The sequence below is a fragment of the Bacillus changyiensis genome (genome assembly GCF_027706145.1).
Lineage (GTDB): Bacteria > Bacillota > Bacilli > Bacillales > Bacillaceae > Bacillus > Bacillus changyiensis.
Map to the genome: position 1 here is coordinate 191952 of NZ_JAQFWW010000006.1, position 18556 is coordinate 210507.

Below are 18556 nucleotides of genomic sequence, written 5' to 3' on the forward strand. Positions count from 1 at the left end.
CCTTACCTATATCTCTAGTTTATATCCAATACCATAGATCGTTTTAATTTTTGTACCTTCATTTCCTAATTTTTTTCTTAAGCGCTGTACCATGATATCAACCGCTCTCGTATGACCGATAAATTCAAAACCCCATATCGATTCTAATAACTCTTCTCTAGTAAAGACTCTTCTCTTATTTTTCACAAGTAAACTGAGCAGATTAAATTCACGATATGTTAGTTTAATTTCTTTATCATGAACTAAAACTTTCCTCTCAGTCTCAAGAATAGTCAATGATCCTGCTGTAAGAGGGGACATCGTTTTTTCTTGAACTTGATGAATACGTTTTAATAAATTCTTAATTCTTAATGATAGTTCGATACTGTTAAATGGCTTTGTGATATAATCATCTGCCCCTAGCTGAAGTCCGATAATTTTATCATTCATTTGATTTTTTGCTGTCAACATGATGATTGGTAGATGAGGGCATTTTTCGCGCACTTTACGAAGTAGTTCAAATCCATTAATATCCGGTAGCATTAAATCAAGAATCATCATATCCGGAAGATCATACAAACCATCCAATGCTTGTTTTCCATTTTGAGCCATGATCACTTCAAATCCTTCTAACTCTAATTGCAGGCGGATTAAATTCAAGATACTTTCTTCATCATCAACGATCATCACTTTCATTTTGTTACACATCCTTTCGACCTAAATCTATAGATTATTTCTATTATACTAATAAGTATTAAAAACTGAACAACCTGCTAGTTAAGCAAAAACACAAAAAAAGATCGAACCCATATTGGATCCGATCTCGTGAGACCAATGATTCGGCTTTGGTCATAAATTAGTCTATTTTATAGAGTGATATCATTAGCACACAAGCTAAGATAACACCAAGAATAATACCCAGGATAGACCACAAAGTCATCTTCAGATTTCTACTCATGTTGTTCATTGATCTCCTTTAGATTTTCTCACTATTTTTCTATTAAAACAGTTTAACCATTCAATGCAATTTGTTTCATGTTATCTTGTAATTCCAAAATTCGTTTTGATCCCTCTTCACGAAGGCGTTTGTTTTCTTCTTCAATCTGTTTTGTTTCCTGCATACCTTTAACAATCGTGTTCCAAGACTGCTCAATGGTTTCAATATCAATGCTTGGTCTACCTGCCATTCTGGCTATCTCAACAGATTGATTAGAAATGTTTTCAGCATTACGTTTTAACATTTCGTTTGTACGGCGGTCAAGCTCACTCATTGAATCAGCAACAAGTTTTTGACGTTTAGCTGTCACAGCTTGAATAATACCATTTTTGAAAATCGGAATTGTAATGATAAAAGCAGAGTTGATTTTTCCGATTAGTTTTGTATTACCTCGTTGAAGTAAGCGAATTTGTGGTGCGGTTTGAATCGCGACCATTCTGGCCATATCCAAATCATAGACACGTTCTTCCAACGCCTGAATGCCGTTTCTAAGCGTATCAAGCTCCATTTGCGCCATTTGGTTGCCGCTCGCTGCCTTCGCTTCATATTCTGGTATAAGCCGCTGTAATTCATCTATTTTGGCTTGTCCAGCAACAATATATTTTTCGAGCTGAACATAGTAGTTGAGATTGTTTTCGTACATTTCCTCAAGGGTGACTGTTGATCTTGTCATTTCATCTTTATACTTTGAGATTTCAACATTAATTTTTTCAATTTCACCGCCAAGTGTTTGATATTTTTTGAAAATTTTCTCAACGAGATTATTTCCACGTTTGAAAATTTTGGACAACAGACCTTTTTGTTCTTCAAAATCGTTTTTATCAAAACGATCCATGATTTTCCCAAGCTGTGTCAACATAGCTCCAGAATCCGTTACACTGTTCGTTCTCATCATGGAAAGAATACGGTCAGAGAACTTGGAAATTTCAAGAGCAGGCTCCTTTCCAAATTCTAAAAGTGCCACTTGGTTTTTCACATCAATCTGGCGAGCGAGGTTTTGTACTTCAGGTTCCTGCCGCAGTTGGGCACGAATGTCCTCCGCTTTTTCAACCGTGATTTCTTCCTCTTTGTTGATATTGATGATACCCGTTTCATTTGCCATTTAGATGGCCCCCTTTTATTAAAAAATTTTGTTCATGAGCTTTCGCACAAGTGAAGGCTCTTTAAATTCCTGATTGAAAGACATCTCATCAAGCCAGTGTATATCAAACTGCTGATTATCAATATAATGATCAATACACTTATGTCCTGGAGGGTTATAGATGATAATATCAATTCCAATCTCATTTAATAATAATAAAGCGACCGCATCAGAGCGCGATAATGCACCAGTTTGTTCAGTGTGATAAAGAACGAGTTTTGGAACAGTTTGGGAATAGTCAAAGGTTTGAATCATATTTAAAAGTTCTGATGGCATGTTGACAGCATGTGTAAATAAATACAGCTGTACATCTGCCTCTGTTTCGCTTTTTAACGCCAATAGCTTTGGATGTTTACACATTCGTGACACCGCTTGGGCAATGCTACACTGAACCCCTTCTGGCAAATGTTTATAGCACCAAATATTACTTTCCATTAAACGGCTAGGATTAACCTCCCCCGTCTGATCCAGAGCATGACTGTAATGAAATTGGTAATTAGATTTGACTTCCTTTGTAAACGGGAATTGACGTATTGTATATGTCTCTTTATACTCTGTCAAGGTTTGCAAACGATCCCAGTACTCTTTTTCATTGGAGGAGATCCCCATGACCATTGCAAATAAATTAGGGATTTCCACTGTTGTTTTGGTTGCCTGAAAATTTGGTCGAATAAAGGCACGTTCTTTTGCAATTAAAAACAGTTCATCATAAGTCGTTTTCAGTGTGACTGAAATCGGTGTGTGCTCTCTAAATTGCCATGGTTTAAACATGAGAGAGTCTTCATGATGAAGCACAGTGTCTAATTCCTTTGTTGAGCGATAAGCAACTGTTGATTTGCGTTGCGGTTTCTCTGTAGGAAAAGGCTCCATTGCCGATGTTACCGGATAATTATATACAAAAGAAAAGCTTTGATTTGGATCGATTTCTTGAAATTGATCCTTTCCTTCCGGATGAAAAATCAGGACATCACAACCGACAAGTATTAAATAATATAAAAAATAGAGTTGACTTTTTGTCGCTTCGCCATACCAGATCACACGCGGCATCTGTTGTTCAATATCAGCTACTGAAAGCCATGGTTCAAGGTGATTTCCCATCCATTTCACAAGATCTAAGAGAACCCGGCGAAAGTCAGGGTCTTGAAAACCGTTCTGATGAAAAGACTGAAATGTTTGAAGCACTTCCATAAAAGCTTTTCTCAAATGACGATGCATCGCTGGATTGGCATGCTTAGCGATGAGTTGTTCACCATCAAGAAAAGCAACAAACCGATTAACGGACAAGCCTTTTTCTTTTTGATTAATCATATGGATTTGCTGTATAGCCTGAAATTTCTTCGGATCGATATTCTTGTTAAGTGTTTCACTTAATATGTGAAAACCCTTTGACTCATACAGTTCATGCAAATAAATATAGTAATCTGTTTCATCATGCGGTGTTCCGAGGATTCGCCCCACGACTCGACTTATCGTCAAACGTTCAGCACCTTCATGAGGGGTTCTTTCTGGAAGCAATTGATAGATCATCTGTTTCCATTCATCATCTTGAATCTGTATGGTTTGAATGTTTAATTGATCATTCATAGCGCTCATTTGTCCCCCCTTTCTGATTCTGGCGACCGAATACGGCACACATGCCCGCTCTAGTTACTGCATAAGTAGTACCAAACTTTCTAATGGTTCCCTTAGGAAAATCGTGAACTCGTTTGCGAAGCGTTGATGAATCAATGCCCCATTCTTCACAAGCTTGCTGGGAACTAAGAATTTCCCGGCTGCTAAGATTAATTACTTTCACCATGACTGATCATCCTAAAAATTTGATTTTTCTTTAACTTTAGGAACACAGAGGTTAACAACATAATCTGTTATTTCGTCCGCCGCTTTCATGCCTGAGTGAGTTGTCACATTGAGATTTGGATCATATTGCAGCACTTCACCATGCAACGGCGAGAACCCTTTATCTGCATGAGTAATTAATGAATAATCTAACAACGAATCTCCTGCAGTGTAAATTTCATCAAGTTTAAGCTCCTGTTTCAAATAGTCAACCGCTTGCCATTTATGAAGTGGTTTCGGAATAAAATAGAGCTTCCTTCCTTGTAAAGATGCTTGCCACCCTCTGTCAGTAGCCCATGCTTGCAGATCAGAATGACTTACCTTGTGAACACCTTCATCACTTAAAATTAAATAAACAAAGTAATCATGCGCTGTTCGTGTTCGTTCTGCTAAACGCGATTCAGGAAGCTCTGCAATTTCCGCCAACATATCTCTGATCGACATACACGATTGAAGCTGTTTTTCAATAAAACTTGACCAGTCAGCAAGCGGCTGACCATTCTTCAAAATACAAGCGCCATTTGTTGTAATCGCATATTCAGGAATGACCTCTTCCTGAAAAAAAGTAATTCTATTGTATTGCTCGGTTGTTCGGGTCGTAACGGGAATAAAATACATCTCTTGATGAATCTTGCGGAGATTTTGCTTCGTTTTCTCTGAAATGAAGGAAATCTCTCTGCCATCAAGGGTTTCAACCAGCTGATAGTCATCATCAGCGCCGTAAGCTTCAATCATTTTCTTGGAATAAATCAACGTTCTGTCCAAATCACTAGCAAATGCTTTCATTTGTCCCTCCCGACCGGCCTTATCAATCCACAGCAACTATAAGACATATTTGTATACTTCTCAACCGGAACACCTCTGTCTTCAGCAAGAAGTAAAATATGTTTCAGCTTTTCTTCTGAGCCAGGCTGGATTAAGATCTTCCAAGGAACCCTACGCAATAGAACCCTTGTTGTTTCGCCAACTCCAGGCTTAATGAAATGCGTGTTGTCAATGTTAAAGTCTTTTTGGATATTCGAAATTGAACTCAAACCGCGCCAATCTGGCTCTACCTTTCTTTTCAGAAACTCGGCCGCTGTCTCTACCGCTTTTTTTTCAATGGCAGAAAATTCAGCACTAATCGTATCGACATAAAGATTTGAGACATCTTCGTCCAACAAGTCTCTATAAAACTTCGCACCATGAAAATCGTCTGTACCTATCCATTGTTCATTTAAAACCGTTCGGCTGACCAAGCCTGATACGGTAGAATTTAAACATGCGCTCGGAATCAGAAAATCTTCTCTCGTTCCAAATAAATGAGAACAGTAACCAGGATCAGCAAGTACTGCCAGCTCAGCAGACAACTTCGTCCCGTATGTATCGTTAAAACAGTTTACAGCACCCGTTAATTCCTTCGTAATCGCGCCTTTCCCCGTCCACCCGTCTACAAATGTAACGGAATGATCTGGATGCTGTTGAATGATATAGCGGATGGCGTTTTCGTCAATTCCTCTGTCACGAATAATCGAGATACTGTAATGAGGAAGTGTTTTTTTATATTTAAACTCAATATACCGTTTAATCAGAACACCAATCGGTGTCCCTGCCCGTGCTAAACTACAAAGCACAGTATTAAATCCCCGCTTTTGAACAATTTGTTCTGCAACAATCCCGACAGCCTCGGCTACCTTTTGTTTACTCTCTTCTAATGAAGCATAAAACAGCTTCATATATTCATCAGTTGGTTTATATTCTACAGGTAGCATTTCGGAATAATGCGTCCCACTTTGAATCAAGTTCTCTCTTTCCTGTGTACTCTTTTCTATTGAAATACCTGACAAGTCTTTCAATAGAAAAGTCACATCAGATTCAGGATAACTCCCCATTTTTACAACGATTCCAGCCATGAACATCACTTCCTCTAAGAAAATGTCACAATTGTAACTTGTTCTATTTTTCTATCACTGCAGATTTTTAAAAATGGCTGCAAAGATTTGTCTGTAACGGGTTTTTCCACAAATAAAAACACTTCGTCATAGCCTTGTTCCGGTAGGTTATAAATAAAATGTTTAACATTCTGATTTTCCGGATTAGGGAAGGAATAACCATTCTTGACAGCGTATTGCACTCTGTCAACCGGGTGTATTGGGCTCCTTGTCGTTGATTGATAGAAAACATGGTCGCCCATAAAAGCCGCAATTTTCATAGGGAGGTACATAAATTCGCCTGTCCCTAAACATAAAATCCGCTTTCCTTTTCGCAAGGAATTCAAATGATGCCCTGCCTTCTGACAAGCAAGTTCAATCGTTCTTTTATCATGATCATCAATACCAAAACGACCTGTTTCTTTTACAAACTCCTTCTGATTAGAAAGTTTTGTAAAGTATTCACTAAGGTCGATTTGACGGATGGAACTATTCATCTCTGTTTCCACCGGCTCATAATGATAAGATGTTTGGTCAAGCGTTTGACCTGTAAAATTCACAGATCCCGATAACAACGCGGTTGTCGAAATAGTGACGTCAAGCTCATCTTCCACTTTCTGAAAATCTTTTTTATGATCAAGAGACCGCCAGTCTAATAAAGAGAGAACTGCATATTCTTTACGTGGATATTTTTGTTGGATGTCTCTAATCATGTTCAACACCGTTTTACCAGTTGTGATTTCATCATCTACAAGAATAATAGGTCTCTCTTCGGTCAGTACCTCTTCATCTGTGTAACAGCGCTGATCAACGGCATGAGAATGTTCTTCTTCAAAGGTTAATACTGGATTTAAATATTCCGGTGATTCTCTTGTTGTATGAATATATGTTGCACCTTCTAACAAATCAAACACCCCATGACCAAGAGCAGTTGCTGTTTCTGCAAAACCGATCACAATGGGAGACTTAGGAAGATTTAGCCGTTGTTTGCTGAGAATAGCATAGGCCTTTTCCATGCTTTCAACATCTTCAGCTAAAAAACCGGCTATCACTGTAGATTTTTCATCAGCTACTATACCGTTCATTCTTTCGGCATGTTCGATGGCTAAAAGTCCTGATGCCAGTAACGGTTTTAACGGATTTACCGGAATGTGTTTGCCAAGGACCTTGCTGACGAACAAAAATCCCCTCTTTTTATTTACTCTTGCTGCCATCGCAAAAAGCTTCTCCGGCGGTATAGAAAGTGGATTGTCATCAATTGACAAGTCAACTTCCATATGATCCAAGATTTGAAAATGGTTTTTCTTTTGCTGTGAGTATGTCAATGTAGCTCCGGTTTTCATGATACACCCCAAATATTTCTGACTTAAACAATATTTTATTTGCCCAACTGAAGTGCGGTTTGACTTCATTCATTTTATTAGAAAAAGTACTTTTCATAACACCTCGGGTGCCATCAGCACTTTCAACAATACTTAAAGCATCCAAATAGTCTTCAATTGAAATGACATGCAAACTTTGAACCGTTTTTAAATGACTCGGATGAATGACAGTCTTACCATGAATACCATTTGCAAGGTCGAGAAGTGTTTCCTTAACCAACCCATTTGTATACTGGTTGAATGGTTCGGTTCCCGTCTCCCAATATGGAGCTTGGCTTGGTAATGAGATCACAGAGTTATCAAAGTATTCCCATACAGGTCCGGAGATCACAAATTGCAACCCAAAATAATTGATGATGTCTTTCATAAAATCAGCGATTACCATAATGTCATAAATTGAAGTTTGTGGTTTTCTTCTTAATCCATAGAGACCGCATAAGTCCGTAGCACCAATTCTAATGTTTAGAATGACATCCTGGTAAAATACAAGCGTTGATTTTAATTCTTGCAATGCCTTTGTTCGGGTTTCCATCGCCAGTAAATCAGGTGTCTCAAAAATCGGCATTCCATATAAAGTAATACCTGCTTCTTTCGACAACACTGATAACGTGTCCAAATAACGCTCGGCATTAAATGTTGAAAACTTCGGAAACACAAATCCGGTAAACAAGTGAAGCGCCCGCCCTAATTTATTACCTAATTCAAACATTTGCTCAGGCTCCCGAACCCTGATAAACATCAGTGGTAGATCATCTTCACTAATGTTCCGCAATTGATGAGCTTGGTAGATGATTTCAGCTTGCTGAACAAGATTGTTTTCAGCTTGAAGAACTTCACAGTCACCAATCGAATCCTCTAGACAGAATACAACAGCACACAGCTCAGGATACTTCTGCTTTATCATCATATCGGCAATATCCTTACGGTTTCCCGGAATGTAAAGCGTGGCCCCCAATGCATACTCAAGTATGTGTTTCGGAGAATCCTTTGTTATTGCACCTGGTTGTTTGAAAAAGATATCTTCTTTTTGAGAGTCGGATAAAAAATTAAAGTATTGCAATTTGGTCACCTTCTTCTAAATGGGGAAACTTTTGCTGTTCTCGGTTTTTTCGTGATGATTTTAAAAGGGATGGAGCAGATCAGCACCACCCCTTCATTTTTAAGTTTAATCTTCTTTTGAAGCAGCCGTTTGTTCTTTGATCGCTTTTTGCTTGTTGAAATAGTGAATCACAAATGTAGCTGCGAAAGCGATGAGCAAAATGGCAAAAAATACGCTGTGTGGCAACTCAAAACCCCAGACACTTGCAGCCATCTTAACCGCGATAATTCCAATTAACACAAATGCTGTCGCTTCCAGTTCAGGAACTTTATCAATCAGTGTCAAGAATAATTTGGCAACGGTCCTCATCATCAGGATACCAAGCATTCCGCCAATCAAAAGCACCCAGACTTTCTCTGACACCGCAAACGCAGCAAGGATACTATCAACTGAAAAAGCAAGGTCCATTAATTCTACAGAAATGACAGTTGCCCAAAACACACCGAAAATGCGAACCATCCAGCTGTCTTTTTTCATTTCATTTGCTCCATCGTCACCTTCACCGATGAAGAAGTGTTTGATGACAAGCCATGCCAAATATGCTGCACCGAGCAGCTTGATCCACCAAAATTTAATTAAGATCATACCGAGCCCGATAAAGAGAAATCTAAAGAAATAGGCCCCAATCAAACCGTAAGTCAACGCCTTTTTACGCTGTTTTTCCGGAAGATGTTTAACCATTACAGCCAGTACCAGAGCATTGTCCGCTGATAAAAGGCCTTCAAGCACAACGAGTGAACCGATCAGACCCCAAGAAACGGGATCTGTTAAAACCTCTGCCCACATCTTCAAATCAAAGAATGAGGCGTAAATTGACATCATGTGATGAAATAATTCCACTTTTTGTTACCTCCTATTAATGAAAAGCAAGACTGAATCACGCTTGTGATTCAGTCAAAACACTAGACTTGCAGACCGTAATTACGGCAAAGTGAGGCCAATCCTCCAGAAAATCCGCTCCCGATGGCGTTGAATTTCCAATCTGATCCTTGACGATATAATTCACACACAACAACTGCCGTTTCGATTGAAAAATCTTCACCTAAATCAAAACGTAGCAATTCTTCATTTGTCGATTCATTGACCAAGCGGACAAAAGCGTTTGATACTTGTCCAAAGTTTTGACTGCGACTTTCTGCATCATGAATGGTGACAGTAATCCCAATTTTCTCAACATGAGCTGGAATTTTCGAAAAGTCGACAATGATCTGCTCATCATCGCCTTCCCCTTCACCTGTACGATTGTCACCCGTATGAATAACAGAACCACTCGGGTGCTCTAGATTATTGTAAAAAACAAAATCTTCATCATTTACACATTTATCGTTTCCCTCGACAAGAAAAGCGGAAGCATCCAAGTCAAAATCTGCTCCACCAGTGTATTTATTTGTATCCCAGCCTAATCCGATTAGCCCTTTTATTAAACCTGGATTCGTTTTCGTTAAGTCAATTCTTTGCCCTTTAGATAATTGAATCGTCATCAATCAAACCTCCCCAATCATTTCAGGGCCACATATAGCAGCCGTCCGGTGATTTATTAACCGATTTGCAAGCCAAAATCAGTAGCAATTCGAGCTAGTCCACCTTGATAACCTGAACCGATCGCTGAAAACTTCCACTCTGCTCCGTGGCGGTAGAGTTCACCTGTGATCAGTGCGGTTTCAATTGAGAAGTCCTCTGCTAAATCATAGCGAACCAGTTCTTCGTTGGAGTCTTCGTTGAGAACACGAACATAAGCATTTGATACTTGACCAAAGTTTTGACTACGGGATTCTGCATCATGAATCGTGATAACAAACGAGATCTTTTCAATAGTCGCAGGTACACTATTCAAATCGACTTTCACCTGCTCATCATCACCTTCGCCCATGCCTGTCCGATTATCACCTGTATGTAAGACAGAACCGTTGCCACCCTGTGTTTGGTTATAAAAAATAAAATCCTTTTCTGAAGTACACTTACCTGTTGCATCAAGTAAAAATACGCTGGCATCAAGGTCGAAATCTGCCCCACCGTCATATTTATTCACATCCCAGCCAAGCCCGACAATCACTTTAGAAAGTCCTGGGTTTGTTTTCGTCAAATCAATTTTTTGCCCTTTCGCTAATGAAATTGCCACTTTACATTCCTCCTTTTCAAATTTCCAAAATTTAACCGAATCGTTTAACTATTTCCGTAAGACTTGTGTCATTCGTTCCTTCGCCAACAGCTGTGAACTTCCATTCTTGACCATCTCGATAAATCTCTCCAGCTATGAGGCTTGTCCGTCCAGAATAATCATCTTTCAGATTATACTTCACCATCTCCTGATGGTTCGACATATTCTCAATTCGGATAAAGGCATTTTCAATCATTCCAAAGTGCTGGTTACGCTTCACACAACCGTAAATATTCACGACAAACACTAATTTATTAATATGTGCTGGGACTTTATCAAGATCGACGATAATTTGCTCATCATCACCGTTGCCTTCTCCTGTTAAATTATCGCCTGTATGTCGGATGCTCCCACAACTGCTCTTCAAGTGTCCAAAATAAATCACACTCTTCTTGTCTGTAACTCTACCATTTTCCAGCATCAGTACTGATGCATCACAATCGATATTCGGAGCACTTCCTCCGAATAGCTTTCCAAAAAAACCACCGCTCCCAGAAGATATAGGATCCCATCCGAGACCAACCAAAATTTTCGAAAGCCCTGCATTTCCTTTTGTTAAATCAATTCGTTGACCCTTTTCTAAAGATATAGCCAAACCATTCACTCCTTCTTAGAATGATAACCTTCTCAATAAAGCATGCCATATCACGCCAGCGTGATTCACTTCATCATACAACATTTCTAAGCTGTTTTCATTAAATATGTGACTAATGTATCAATATTTAATTGACTTAACCATATATACGAACACACTCAAATGAAAGTTTCATATTTTTTATAAATCTTTTGAACCTGTCAACCATTGTATTGTTCGAATTGATTGGAAAGCTCCAGTCTTCAAAAAGTTCCTTATATAACGGATCTTGTTTATTATACTCTGTCCATTCTTTAGAAGTACGGAGTGAAGATTATGGTCTTCCACAAAGACCATAAAAGAAAATCTGCATCATTTCTTCTGCAAATTGCTTGTTTTTCTCGAAAGTTTCGCCCAATGTTTTAGAATGATCAATAATCATGTTGATAAAAACGAGAAACCCTTGGGCGGTAATTTTTGGAGAGATTTCTCCTGAGCGATGCCCATCTTCGATGAGTTGAAGCATAAGAGGAATCACCCTTTCATCATATTGCTTTTTAATATAATCCATCATTTCATGTTGCTCAATCATCAACTCTTTCACCACTGTCAGAGCGAACTTCTGACTATTGGCTTCTTTCTTTTGCAAGATGATCAATTCGATCTTTTCCTTTACAGAAATATCTTTTGTCATATATTCTTCAAATTCTTGAATGGCTTGATCAATATAGTCTTTAAAAACTTCATTTAATAATGCTTCTTTACTGCCAAAATAATTATAAATCGTCACTTGTGATACATTTGCATGTTTCGCGATGTCCATGATTCGAATTTGCTTCGGTTCGCAATGACTTAGCATGTTCAACGTAGTCTTTTTAATTTTTTCTTTAATTAACAAAGCTCTTTTTTCAAATCCGTTCATCTTACCACCTGTTCTAAAAAACTTTTCTTAATGAAATTATAACATAAAAATATTTCATTAAATTCATTGACAAAAAAGTTCTTATGAACGTAAAATAAATTATGTAATATTTAAATGATTAAATTTCATATTTTTCATTTCTGGAGGTTTTATCATGCTCACAGTTGAAAATTTGACAAAAACATTTTCAAATGGAAAAGGAATATTTGATGTATCACTCACTATTCAAAAAGGAGAAGTTTTTGGTTTTTTAGGACCTAATGGAGCAGGAAAGTCGACAACGATTCGACACATTATGGGATTTATGAAACCTGATCAAGGCAAAATTAGTGTAGGCGGTATGGATGTATGGAAAAAACAAGGTGAAGTTCAGCGTTTTGTTGGCTATCTCCCTGGGGAAATTGCTTTTATTGAAGGAATGACTGGAAAAACGTTTCTTGATTTCATGGCAGATATGCAAGGTATTAAAAACACTGACAGACGTGATCAATTGATTGAGCGGCTCCAATTTGATATTGATACACCAATTAGAAAAATGTCAAAAGGGATGAAACAAAAAGTCGGACTTGTTGCTGCCTTTATGCATTCTCCAGAAGTCATCATTCTTGATGAACCAACATCTGGACTTGATCCACTAATGCAACAAATGTTTATTGAACTCGTCCTAGAGGAAAAAGCAAAAGGAACAACATTTTTAATGTCTTCTCACAGTTTTCCCGAAATTGAAAAGACTTGTGACAGAGCCGCGATAATCAAAGACGGTATCATTATTGCTGTCAAAGATATTCATGAACTACAGACGATGCAAAGAAAAGTGTTTGAAATCACTTTTGAAAACCCTGCTGACATTCCCGTATTTATTCAATCAGGGTTTGAAATTGATTCATGTCAAGACAACCGTGTGAAAGTTGCTGTTTTAGGAAACCATGATCCGTTTATTAAAGAAGTAGCTAAATACCAGATTCGTCATATCGACATTTCAACGCAAAGTCTTGAAGAAGTGTTTATGAACTTCTATGACAGAAAGGAGTCAGTAAAATGAACCTTCCCCTATACAAACAAATGATCAAAACGAATGTTAAAGGTATGATGAGTTATGCTATCGGCTCTGCTTTCTATATCATTTTAATTTTAGGAATATATCCGAGTATCGCCAAAAATACAGAAGATATTGAAAACATGATGAATGCGATGCCGAAAAGTTTTTTGAAGGCTTTTGGCTTTGAAAACGGTTTGGGTAGTCTAGAAGAATTTATGTCAGGAGAATATTACGGGTTAATCTTTATTGTGATCCTATCGATTTTTTCTGTCATGTTGTCAACTCAGCTGTTGGCAAAGATGGTCGATCAAGGAGCTATGGCGTATGTCTTGTCTACACCGACAACAAGAGGAAAAGTTGCTTTTACTCAAGCCAGTGTGCTGACAACCGGTTTATTTTTAATCATGGCTTTTACAACACTCGCTGGACTTGCCGGATATCAATGGTTGATTGGTGACCAATTTGATTTTGATGTCTCCGCATTTTTGTTGTTAAATCTTGCGGGGTTTTTACTTTTCTTTGCAGTGAGCGGCATTTCTTTTCTCATCTCAGCCACTTCAAATGATGAGAAAAAAGCACTTGGTCTTTCGGGAACAATTACATTTTTGTTTTTCAGTTTAGATTTAATTGGAAAACTGAGTGATAAAACTGAATGGTTGCGAAATCTGTCGCTTTTCTCTTTATTCAGGCCGAGTGAGATTGTCACAGGCAATGCCGAGATAACAGGAGTGCTATTCAGTTTGTTAGCCATCGGTTTCATCACTTTTGCAATTGGTATTGTGATCTTTAAAAAACGTGACTTACCGCTGTAACAATACTAATAAAAAAACCGCCGTTCCAAACGGAACGGCGGTTAACTCAATTATTCAACTACCCGTCTAACAACACCACTAAAATGATTTTTCCAATATCCGCCACTCATGTTGTCGATTGATACACCGTGAGAGGTATTACAATTAAGGAATCGACCATTTCCTAAATAAATACCGACATGACCGTTTGTTTTGTATGTGTCAAAGAAGACCAGATCGCCGCGTTTCATATCACCTTGACTTACAGCACGACCTTTTGAGATAAGTGTGCTTGTTGAAGCAGAAAGACCAGATCCTAATTGAACACCTGCAGATGCATAAGCCCAGCGAACAAATGATGAGCAATCAAAGCGACCGTTATCAATGTCAGACTGTGTCCGTCCGCCTCCAAACACGTAGCGCGTTTTACCAACAAGGCTTGATCCTGCACTAATTGCACCTTCAATTGCACCGCTGTTACTGCTTACAGCAGAACCTGAAGAATAATTCCTTGATGAACCTTTGCTTGATTTGCTACTTGAACCATTATGAGAAGATCCACTTGATTTTCCGTCAGAAGAAGATCCTGAATGTTTCTCAACTGCTTTGGACTCTTGTTGCGCTTTCTTAGCTACTGCTTCATTTGCTTTTTCAGCTTTAATTTTTTGTTGAAGAGCTACTTCCTCTTTTGTCAAAGAACCTGCTTGGTCTTTCAAGCTATTAAGTTCTGACTCTGCTTTATTTTGCTTCTCTTTCAACTGTTTAGAAAGTTTACCTTGATTTTTCAGCTGTTGATCAAGATCTTTTTTTAGCTTTTTCAAATCAGCTAATGTTGTCTGAATTTCATCAAGTTTATTATTCAAATCAGTCATTGCTTCTTCAAGTTTATTTTTATCTTTTTCCTGTTCTTCGAGCAAGTCTTTATCTGCATCCATAATAGTTGAAACAGCTGTAGCCCGTGTGATGAAATCTCCGAAGCTTTGCGCACCTAGGAGAACATCGACATAGCTTTGCGATCCGCCGTTTTCTTGCAAGCTACGCACGCGTTGTTTAATTTTTTCTGAACGATCTTTAATTCTTTTTTCAGTTTCTTTAATTTCCTTTTTCAGTTTTGCTACTTCTTCTTTTGCCTTTTTATGTTCTGCTTTTTTATCTTCAATTTTGTTGCTTGTGTCAAGTGCTTTTTCATCTAGTTTTTTTGCTTTTTCTTCAAGCTGTTCTTGTTGCTTTTGAAGCTTTGCCACTTCTTTTCTTTTGCTTTCAATACTAGAGTTAACATCCGAACGTTTCTTTTGAATTTCCTGTTGTGTTTGTGCTGACGCTGTGTTGTTGATAAAAGGGGTAAATATACCAGCTGTTCCGATAACCGACGCTAAACCAAAAGTACATACTTTTCTTTTCACTTTTTACTCCTCTTTCCTTATGTATTTTTTATTATTTCATTATGTAATTTTTCTAAAATATGAATGTTGTTAAAAAACTGATCTCCTAAACTTACGACCTATGATTAAATCTTACGAACTTTTTCACATGGGTTATTATAACATCTATTTTCGACAATAAGTTTCAATTTATATTACATTTATATTTCGTTTTTGTTTCAACGCTGTCATGTTCTGTCTTTTTCCTATCAAATCATGGTTTGTCTAATATAAAAATTTGAGAACTTTGACAATCGAAATTCTCAATTCTCTTATGGTCTGAATCATTTAAACCTTAAAGGGAGAAGTTGGCGAGTTCATATAGTGACTACTAGTAGAAGGGGAGAAAACAATAAGCATCGTTTCCTTGGTAAAAGTAATATAAATTAACGTTTTAACCTATTAGGGAATAGAGGTCAATGTGCAATGTATTTGAAAATATTTGCTTCAATCACTCGAAGTGTGATCAGTAGCATCACTTGAGCGTTAAGACCTTTCTTGTCCTTCATTAAGTTGACGTCATTCAATCAAATAGTACTAAAGTATCATATTTTAGTGTTTTTTCACTGATTCCTAACCGTGTCGATATTTGTTAACGACATTTACGCTGTTATCATATGTCATTGATTCGTTAGCGAACTGTAAACTCGTTTACAGGATTTCTATTATATAGTGAAAACAGCATTTCCAAAACAATGATCTGAAACGAGGAGTGATGATCGGTTATGGAGCAAAGACTAAACTGGATTGATGTAGCAAAAGGAGTAGGTATGATTTTGGTCATCATCGGTCATGTGCCGACAACCCCTGAAGTCAAGTCATTCATTTTTTCATTTCATATGCCTTTATTCTTCTTTTTATCCGGCCTAGTGTTCAAACAATTGCATCTACCCATTAGAACATTCTTTCAAAACAAAGTAGAACGTTTGCTGTTTCCTTACATTTGTTTTTCAATCATTACTTATTTGTTCTGGCTTTTCGTTGAACGGTACTTTCCGTTTAGTCATAGTAAACATGTCGATCCTTTTGTGCCATTTACAGGGATTTTCATTTCTAACGAAGATCACTTTCAGCTAACTTTTAATCCTGCTATTTGGTTTTTAACTGTTTTATTTCTAGTTGAAGCCGTCTTCTTTCTGTTTATGAAATTAGCAAAAGGCCGATTTGTTCTGTTGTTTACAATAGGAAGTGCCATGCTCGGTTACATTAGCACTTTAAAACTTGAAGAAAGTCTCCCGTGGAACGCTGGAGTTGCTTGTACCGCTTTAGTATTTTACGCTTTAGGATACTTATGTAAGCCATACTTACATGAACTTAAATCAGATCCAACGATAATTTTATGCTCTTTGTTTTTCTTATCTGTCGTCTTTTTACAGGCGACTAATTCTGAAAGGATTGATATGAGAGCCAATCAATATGGAGATATTGATATTTTTTATCTCACTTCAATTCTCGGAATAGCAGGAACAATTTACTTAAGCTTTAAGCTAAAACATTCAAATATACTACGGTTTTTAGGTAAGAATTCTTTAACAATCCTCGTTTTACATTTTACGGGAATTCACTTAAGCAAAGCTTTTGTTTATTTTGTTCTAGGAATTGATATTGATGAGACGTACAATTTAAGTTGGACTGTATTTTACAGCGCATTTACCATTGTTTTCATCATACCTTGTATTTTATTTTTTAATAAATACCCTGTCCTTTTAGGCAGAAAAAAACGAACAACCTATCAAGAGACGGTTGGATAACTTGCTATCGGATGGAAACGCTTATTTCTTCATCGGATTTTTAATTTTTACTCCTTTGACATGATTCATATAACAAAGCTATGCTTGAAAGCAAATTGCTACAATTGGTAGGATCAGTTGCCTAAGTGTGTAAAGACATATTTTTATTTGATAAGAGCTGATTCTTGGGCTTTGGCAAGCTATCTGAACAACAACAATTCAGCCACCAGCGAAAGGTTCGATTAAACCGTCAACTGGGATCACCTTGCCGGCTCCAATTGTGACGGCGGCGTGCCCACAAACAATCGACCTAAAGGAAAAGCACAATTTCCAATCATGTGGATGATGGCAAACACTTGCGGCTGCGACATTGATTGATCTGATTGCTGCCCCAAATGCAACAAAAGTCGTAAAAAATACAGTTTGCAATATACGATTTATAACCCCACCACATTGCAAAAATCGTTCTTTGTGTTATCATAAATATAGACTTAAATGAAGTTTAACTTCTAAAGCAATTGCATAAAATAAAAAATACGACTCGACTGCTGGCAACAGTCGAGTCCAATGTACAAAGAAAGCGGCCCAATCAAGGGCTGGCTCAAAAGGCGTTTTAAATAGACCTTTCCCTTTAAGTTTACAGGCTCAAGGGAGGGTTTATTTTTTGTCTATATAAGACAATAGGGCAAGAATGAACGTGCCAAAAGCGATCATTAAGTAGATCGCTTGAAAAGCTGTCATAAGCATCACCCCCCCTTTCATGGGGATGAGCCAACCTCCCTTGAGTGAGCAAAACTTTGTACATGAATATTTTACCACACCACTATTTATGATCAACTTAGATAATCTATTTTGTATTCTCCTCAAGGTAGCTTTTCATAAGTGAAGTTCTACACAAAATTGTAATTTCGTAAATTTTTTATGTTCACATTTCCTTTTTTTATTTAACTTAACTTCATAATAATTTAATCGTTGTAATCTTGATCTTGGCTCCTGTTCAAAACCAAGGAACACCTTCTATGTTTATGTCCATTTCTTAACGAGTGAACAATGACAGAAATCCAAAAATCATAAAACAAGCAGAAAAATTTGCATTTTTGCATTCGGAAATGATCAACACAAATCAGTTGTTATTTATGATAACGGCGGGAAGTTTGCGACACGCTTTTGGTGGCAGCTCCATTATTTCGGGCATCATTATTAGATGGTGGATTGATCGGCTGGATCAACACAGTTTAACGAAAGAGAAGCTTGTGAACACCCAACAGGTCAAAAAGCGGCTTGGTCAAAAAACCTTGGTCTTTATTGATGACCGCGCACATTCCAGATATACAGGAGACAGTGAACCTCTTGATCATCTGGCAGGTCACATTCCCGATACCAACAAAATATTTTGGGCAAAAAAATTTCACAAAAAAATGGTAGATATAAAAGCAAAAAAGAGCTGCTGCAACAACACTATACCTCTATAGATCATGATCAGGTGTTTCAACTTGTCCGAATGTTCTTCGTATAAGAGAAGCTGGTCTCCAACATCGCAAATGATATGCCCAAAGTTGGAGCGACTAGATTAGCTA

At 37.6% G+C, this 18556-nt stretch carries 19 protein-coding genes and 1 pseudogene; 4 read left to right on the forward strand and 16 right to left on the reverse strand.

Features of this window, described 5'->3' with window-relative positions:
* Window positions 1-6: 6 nt before the first annotated feature.
* From PDT38_RS16505 to PDT38_RS16565, 13 genes and pseudogenes are all read right to left on the reverse strand, one after another.
* A complete protein-coding gene (locus tag PDT38_RS16505) occupies window positions 7-675 on the reverse strand; it encodes a response regulator transcription factor (RefSeq protein WP_270803119.1) in 669 nt (222 codons plus the stop codon).
* A 314-nt stretch (window positions 676-989) separates the two neighbouring features.
* Window positions 990-2078, reverse strand: a complete 1089-nt coding sequence (locus PDT38_RS16510; protein WP_270803121.1) for a toxic anion resistance protein — start codon at window positions 2076-2078, stop codon at window positions 990-992.
* An 18-nt stretch (window positions 2079-2096) separates the two neighbouring features.
* Window positions 2097-3701, reverse strand: a complete 1605-nt coding sequence (locus PDT38_RS16515) for a YceG family protein (RefSeq protein ID WP_270803176.1) — start codon at window positions 3699-3701, stop codon at window positions 2097-2099.
* Window positions 3694-3903, reverse strand: a pseudogene (locus PDT38_RS16520) (helix-turn-helix domain-containing protein); the annotation flags it as partial. The gene PDT38_RS16515 and the pseudogene PDT38_RS16520, both read right to left, overlap by 8 nt.
* Before the next feature lie 23 nt (window positions 3904-3926).
* Window positions 3927-4739, reverse strand: a complete 813-nt coding sequence (locus PDT38_RS16525) for an HAD family hydrolase (RefSeq protein WP_270803124.1) — start codon at window positions 4737-4739, stop codon at window positions 3927-3929.
* Window positions 4736-5845, reverse strand: a complete 1110-nt coding sequence (locus PDT38_RS16530; protein WP_270803125.1) for a cysteine protease StiP family protein — start codon at window positions 5843-5845, stop codon at window positions 4736-4738. The genes PDT38_RS16525 and PDT38_RS16530 overlap by 4 nt, the downstream gene beginning before the upstream one ends.
* Before the next feature lie 14 nt (window positions 5846-5859).
* On the reverse strand, window positions 5860-7206 hold the full coding sequence (locus PDT38_RS16535) for a phosphoribosyltransferase family protein (protein WP_317134960.1): 1347 nt from the start codon (window positions 7204-7206) through the stop codon (window positions 5860-5862).
* Window positions 7130-8305, reverse strand: a complete 1176-nt coding sequence (locus tag PDT38_RS16540) for an HpcH/HpaI aldolase/citrate lyase family protein (RefSeq protein ID WP_270803126.1) — start codon at window positions 8303-8305, stop codon at window positions 7130-7132. Before PDT38_RS16540 ends, PDT38_RS16535 begins: the two co-directional genes overlap by 77 nt.
* Window positions 8306-8410: 105 nt before the next feature.
* Complete coding sequence (locus PDT38_RS16545; protein WP_394356301.1) at window positions 8411-9166, reverse strand: TerC family protein; 756 nt, start codon at window positions 9164-9166, stop codon at window positions 8411-8413.
* Between the two features lie 80 nt (window positions 9167-9246).
* Window positions 9247-9825 carry a TerD family protein gene (locus PDT38_RS16550; protein WP_270803128.1) on the reverse strand — a complete coding sequence of 193 codons (579 nt, stop codon included), beginning with the start codon at window positions 9823-9825 and terminating at the stop codon, window positions 9247-9249.
* A 56-nt stretch (window positions 9826-9881) separates the two neighbouring features.
* On the reverse strand, window positions 9882-10463 hold the full coding sequence (locus PDT38_RS16555; protein ID WP_270803129.1) for a TerD family protein: 582 nt from the start codon (window positions 10461-10463) through the stop codon (window positions 9882-9884).
* A gap of 31 nt (window positions 10464-10494) precedes the next feature.
* Window positions 10495-11097 carry a TerD family protein gene (locus PDT38_RS16560; protein ID WP_270803131.1) on the reverse strand — a complete coding sequence of 201 codons (603 nt, stop codon included), beginning with the start codon at window positions 11095-11097 and terminating at the stop codon, window positions 10495-10497.
* Between the two features lie 313 nt (window positions 11098-11410).
* Complete coding sequence (locus PDT38_RS16565) at window positions 11411-11998, reverse strand: TetR/AcrR family transcriptional regulator (protein ID WP_270803132.1); 588 nt, start codon at window positions 11996-11998, stop codon at window positions 11411-11413.
* A gap of 154 nt (window positions 11999-12152) precedes the next feature.
* On the opposite strand from PDT38_RS16565, the gene PDT38_RS16570 reads away from it, so the two are divergent.
* Window positions 12153-13040 (forward strand): ABC transporter ATP-binding protein, encoded by an 888-nt coding sequence (locus tag PDT38_RS16570; protein ID WP_270803133.1) that lies wholly within the window; start codon window positions 12153-12155, stop codon window positions 13038-13040.
* Window positions 13037-13849 carry an ABC transporter permease subunit gene (locus PDT38_RS16575; protein WP_270803135.1) on the forward strand — a complete coding sequence of 271 codons (813 nt, stop codon included), beginning with the start codon at window positions 13037-13039 and terminating at the stop codon, window positions 13847-13849. Before PDT38_RS16570 ends, PDT38_RS16575 begins: the two co-directional genes overlap by 4 nt.
* 50 nt (window positions 13850-13899) lie before the next feature.
* Here PDT38_RS16575 and PDT38_RS16580 read toward each other — a convergent pair whose 3' ends face one another.
* Complete coding sequence (locus PDT38_RS16580) at window positions 13900-15231, reverse strand: C40 family peptidase (RefSeq protein WP_270803137.1); 1332 nt, start codon at window positions 15229-15231, stop codon at window positions 13900-13902.
* Between the two features lie 743 nt (window positions 15232-15974).
* Between PDT38_RS16580 and PDT38_RS16585 the strand changes: the two genes are divergently transcribed.
* Window positions 15975-17000, forward strand: a complete 1026-nt coding sequence (locus tag PDT38_RS16585; protein ID WP_270803139.1) for an acyltransferase family protein — start codon at window positions 15975-15977, stop codon at window positions 16998-17000.
* A 198-nt stretch (window positions 17001-17198) separates the two neighbouring features.
* Here PDT38_RS16585 and PDT38_RS16590 read toward each other — a convergent pair whose 3' ends face one another.
* Together PDT38_RS16590 and PDT38_RS16595 are read right to left on the reverse strand one after the other, a co-directional pair.
* Window positions 17199-17408, reverse strand: a complete 210-nt coding sequence (locus PDT38_RS16590; protein WP_270803141.1) for a hypothetical protein — start codon at window positions 17406-17408, stop codon at window positions 17199-17201.
* 228 nt (window positions 17409-17636) lie between these two features.
* The gene (locus PDT38_RS16595; RefSeq protein WP_317134961.1) at window positions 17637-17741 is read right to left on the reverse strand and encodes a putative holin-like toxin; all 105 of its coding nucleotides are present in this window, start codon (window positions 17739-17741) and stop codon (window positions 17637-17639) included.
* Between the two features lie 392 nt (window positions 17742-18133).
* On the opposite strand from PDT38_RS16595, the gene PDT38_RS16600 reads away from it, so the two are divergent.
* The gene (locus PDT38_RS16600; protein ID WP_270803142.1) at window positions 18134-18451 is read left to right on the forward strand and encodes a hypothetical protein; all 318 of its coding nucleotides are present in this window, start codon (window positions 18134-18136) and stop codon (window positions 18449-18451) included.
* The last annotated feature ends 105 nt before the right edge of the window (window positions 18452-18556 follow it).

What these genes read in the sequence shown, in the direction of transcription:
- PDT38_RS16505 (WP_270803119.1), bottom strand. Translation starts at nt 675, where the DNA reads ATGAAAGTGATGATCGTTGATGATGAAGAAAGTATCTTGAATTTAATC.
- PDT38_RS16510 (WP_270803121.1), bottom strand. Translation starts at nt 2,078, where the DNA reads ATGGCAAATGAAACGGGTATCATCAATATCAACAAAGAGGAAGAAATC.
- PDT38_RS16515 (WP_270803176.1), bottom strand. Translation starts at nt 3,701, where the DNA reads ATGAATGATCAATTAAACATTCAAACCATACAGATTCAAGATGATGAA.
- PDT38_RS16525 (WP_270803124.1), bottom strand. Translation starts at nt 4,739, where the DNA reads ATGAAAGCATTTGCTAGTGATTTGGACAGAACGTTGATTTATTCCAAG.
- PDT38_RS16530 (WP_270803125.1), bottom strand. Translation starts at nt 5,845, where the DNA reads ATGGCTGGAATCGTTGTAAAAATGGGGAGTTATCCTGAATCTGATGTG.
- PDT38_RS16535 (WP_317134960.1), bottom strand. Translation starts at nt 7,206, where the DNA reads ATGAAAACCGGAGCTACATTGACATACTCACAGCAAAAGAAAAACCAT.
- PDT38_RS16545 (WP_394356301.1), bottom strand. Translation starts at nt 9,166, where the DNA reads ATGATGTCAATTTACGCCTCATTCTTTGATTTGAAGATGTGGGCAGAG.
- PDT38_RS16550 (WP_270803128.1), bottom strand. Translation starts at nt 9,825, where the DNA reads ATGACGATTCAATTATCTAAAGGGCAAAGAATTGACTTAACGAAAACG.
- PDT38_RS16565 (WP_270803132.1), bottom strand. Translation starts at nt 11,998, where the DNA reads ATGAACGGATTTGAAAAAAGAGCTTTGTTAATTAAAGAAAAAATTAAA.
- PDT38_RS16570 (WP_270803133.1), top strand. Translation starts at nt 12,153, where the DNA reads ATGCTCACAGTTGAAAATTTGACAAAAACATTTTCAAATGGAAAAGGA.
- PDT38_RS16575 (WP_270803135.1), top strand. Translation starts at nt 13,037, where the DNA reads ATGAACCTTCCCCTATACAAACAAATGATCAAAACGAATGTTAAAGGT.
- PDT38_RS16585 (WP_270803139.1), top strand. Translation starts at nt 15,975, where the DNA reads ATGGAGCAAAGACTAAACTGGATTGATGTAGCAAAAGGAGTAGGTATG.
- PDT38_RS16595 (WP_317134961.1), bottom strand. Translation starts at nt 17,741, where the DNA reads ATGAAAGGGGGGGTGATGCTTATGACAGCTTTTCAAGCGATCTACTTA.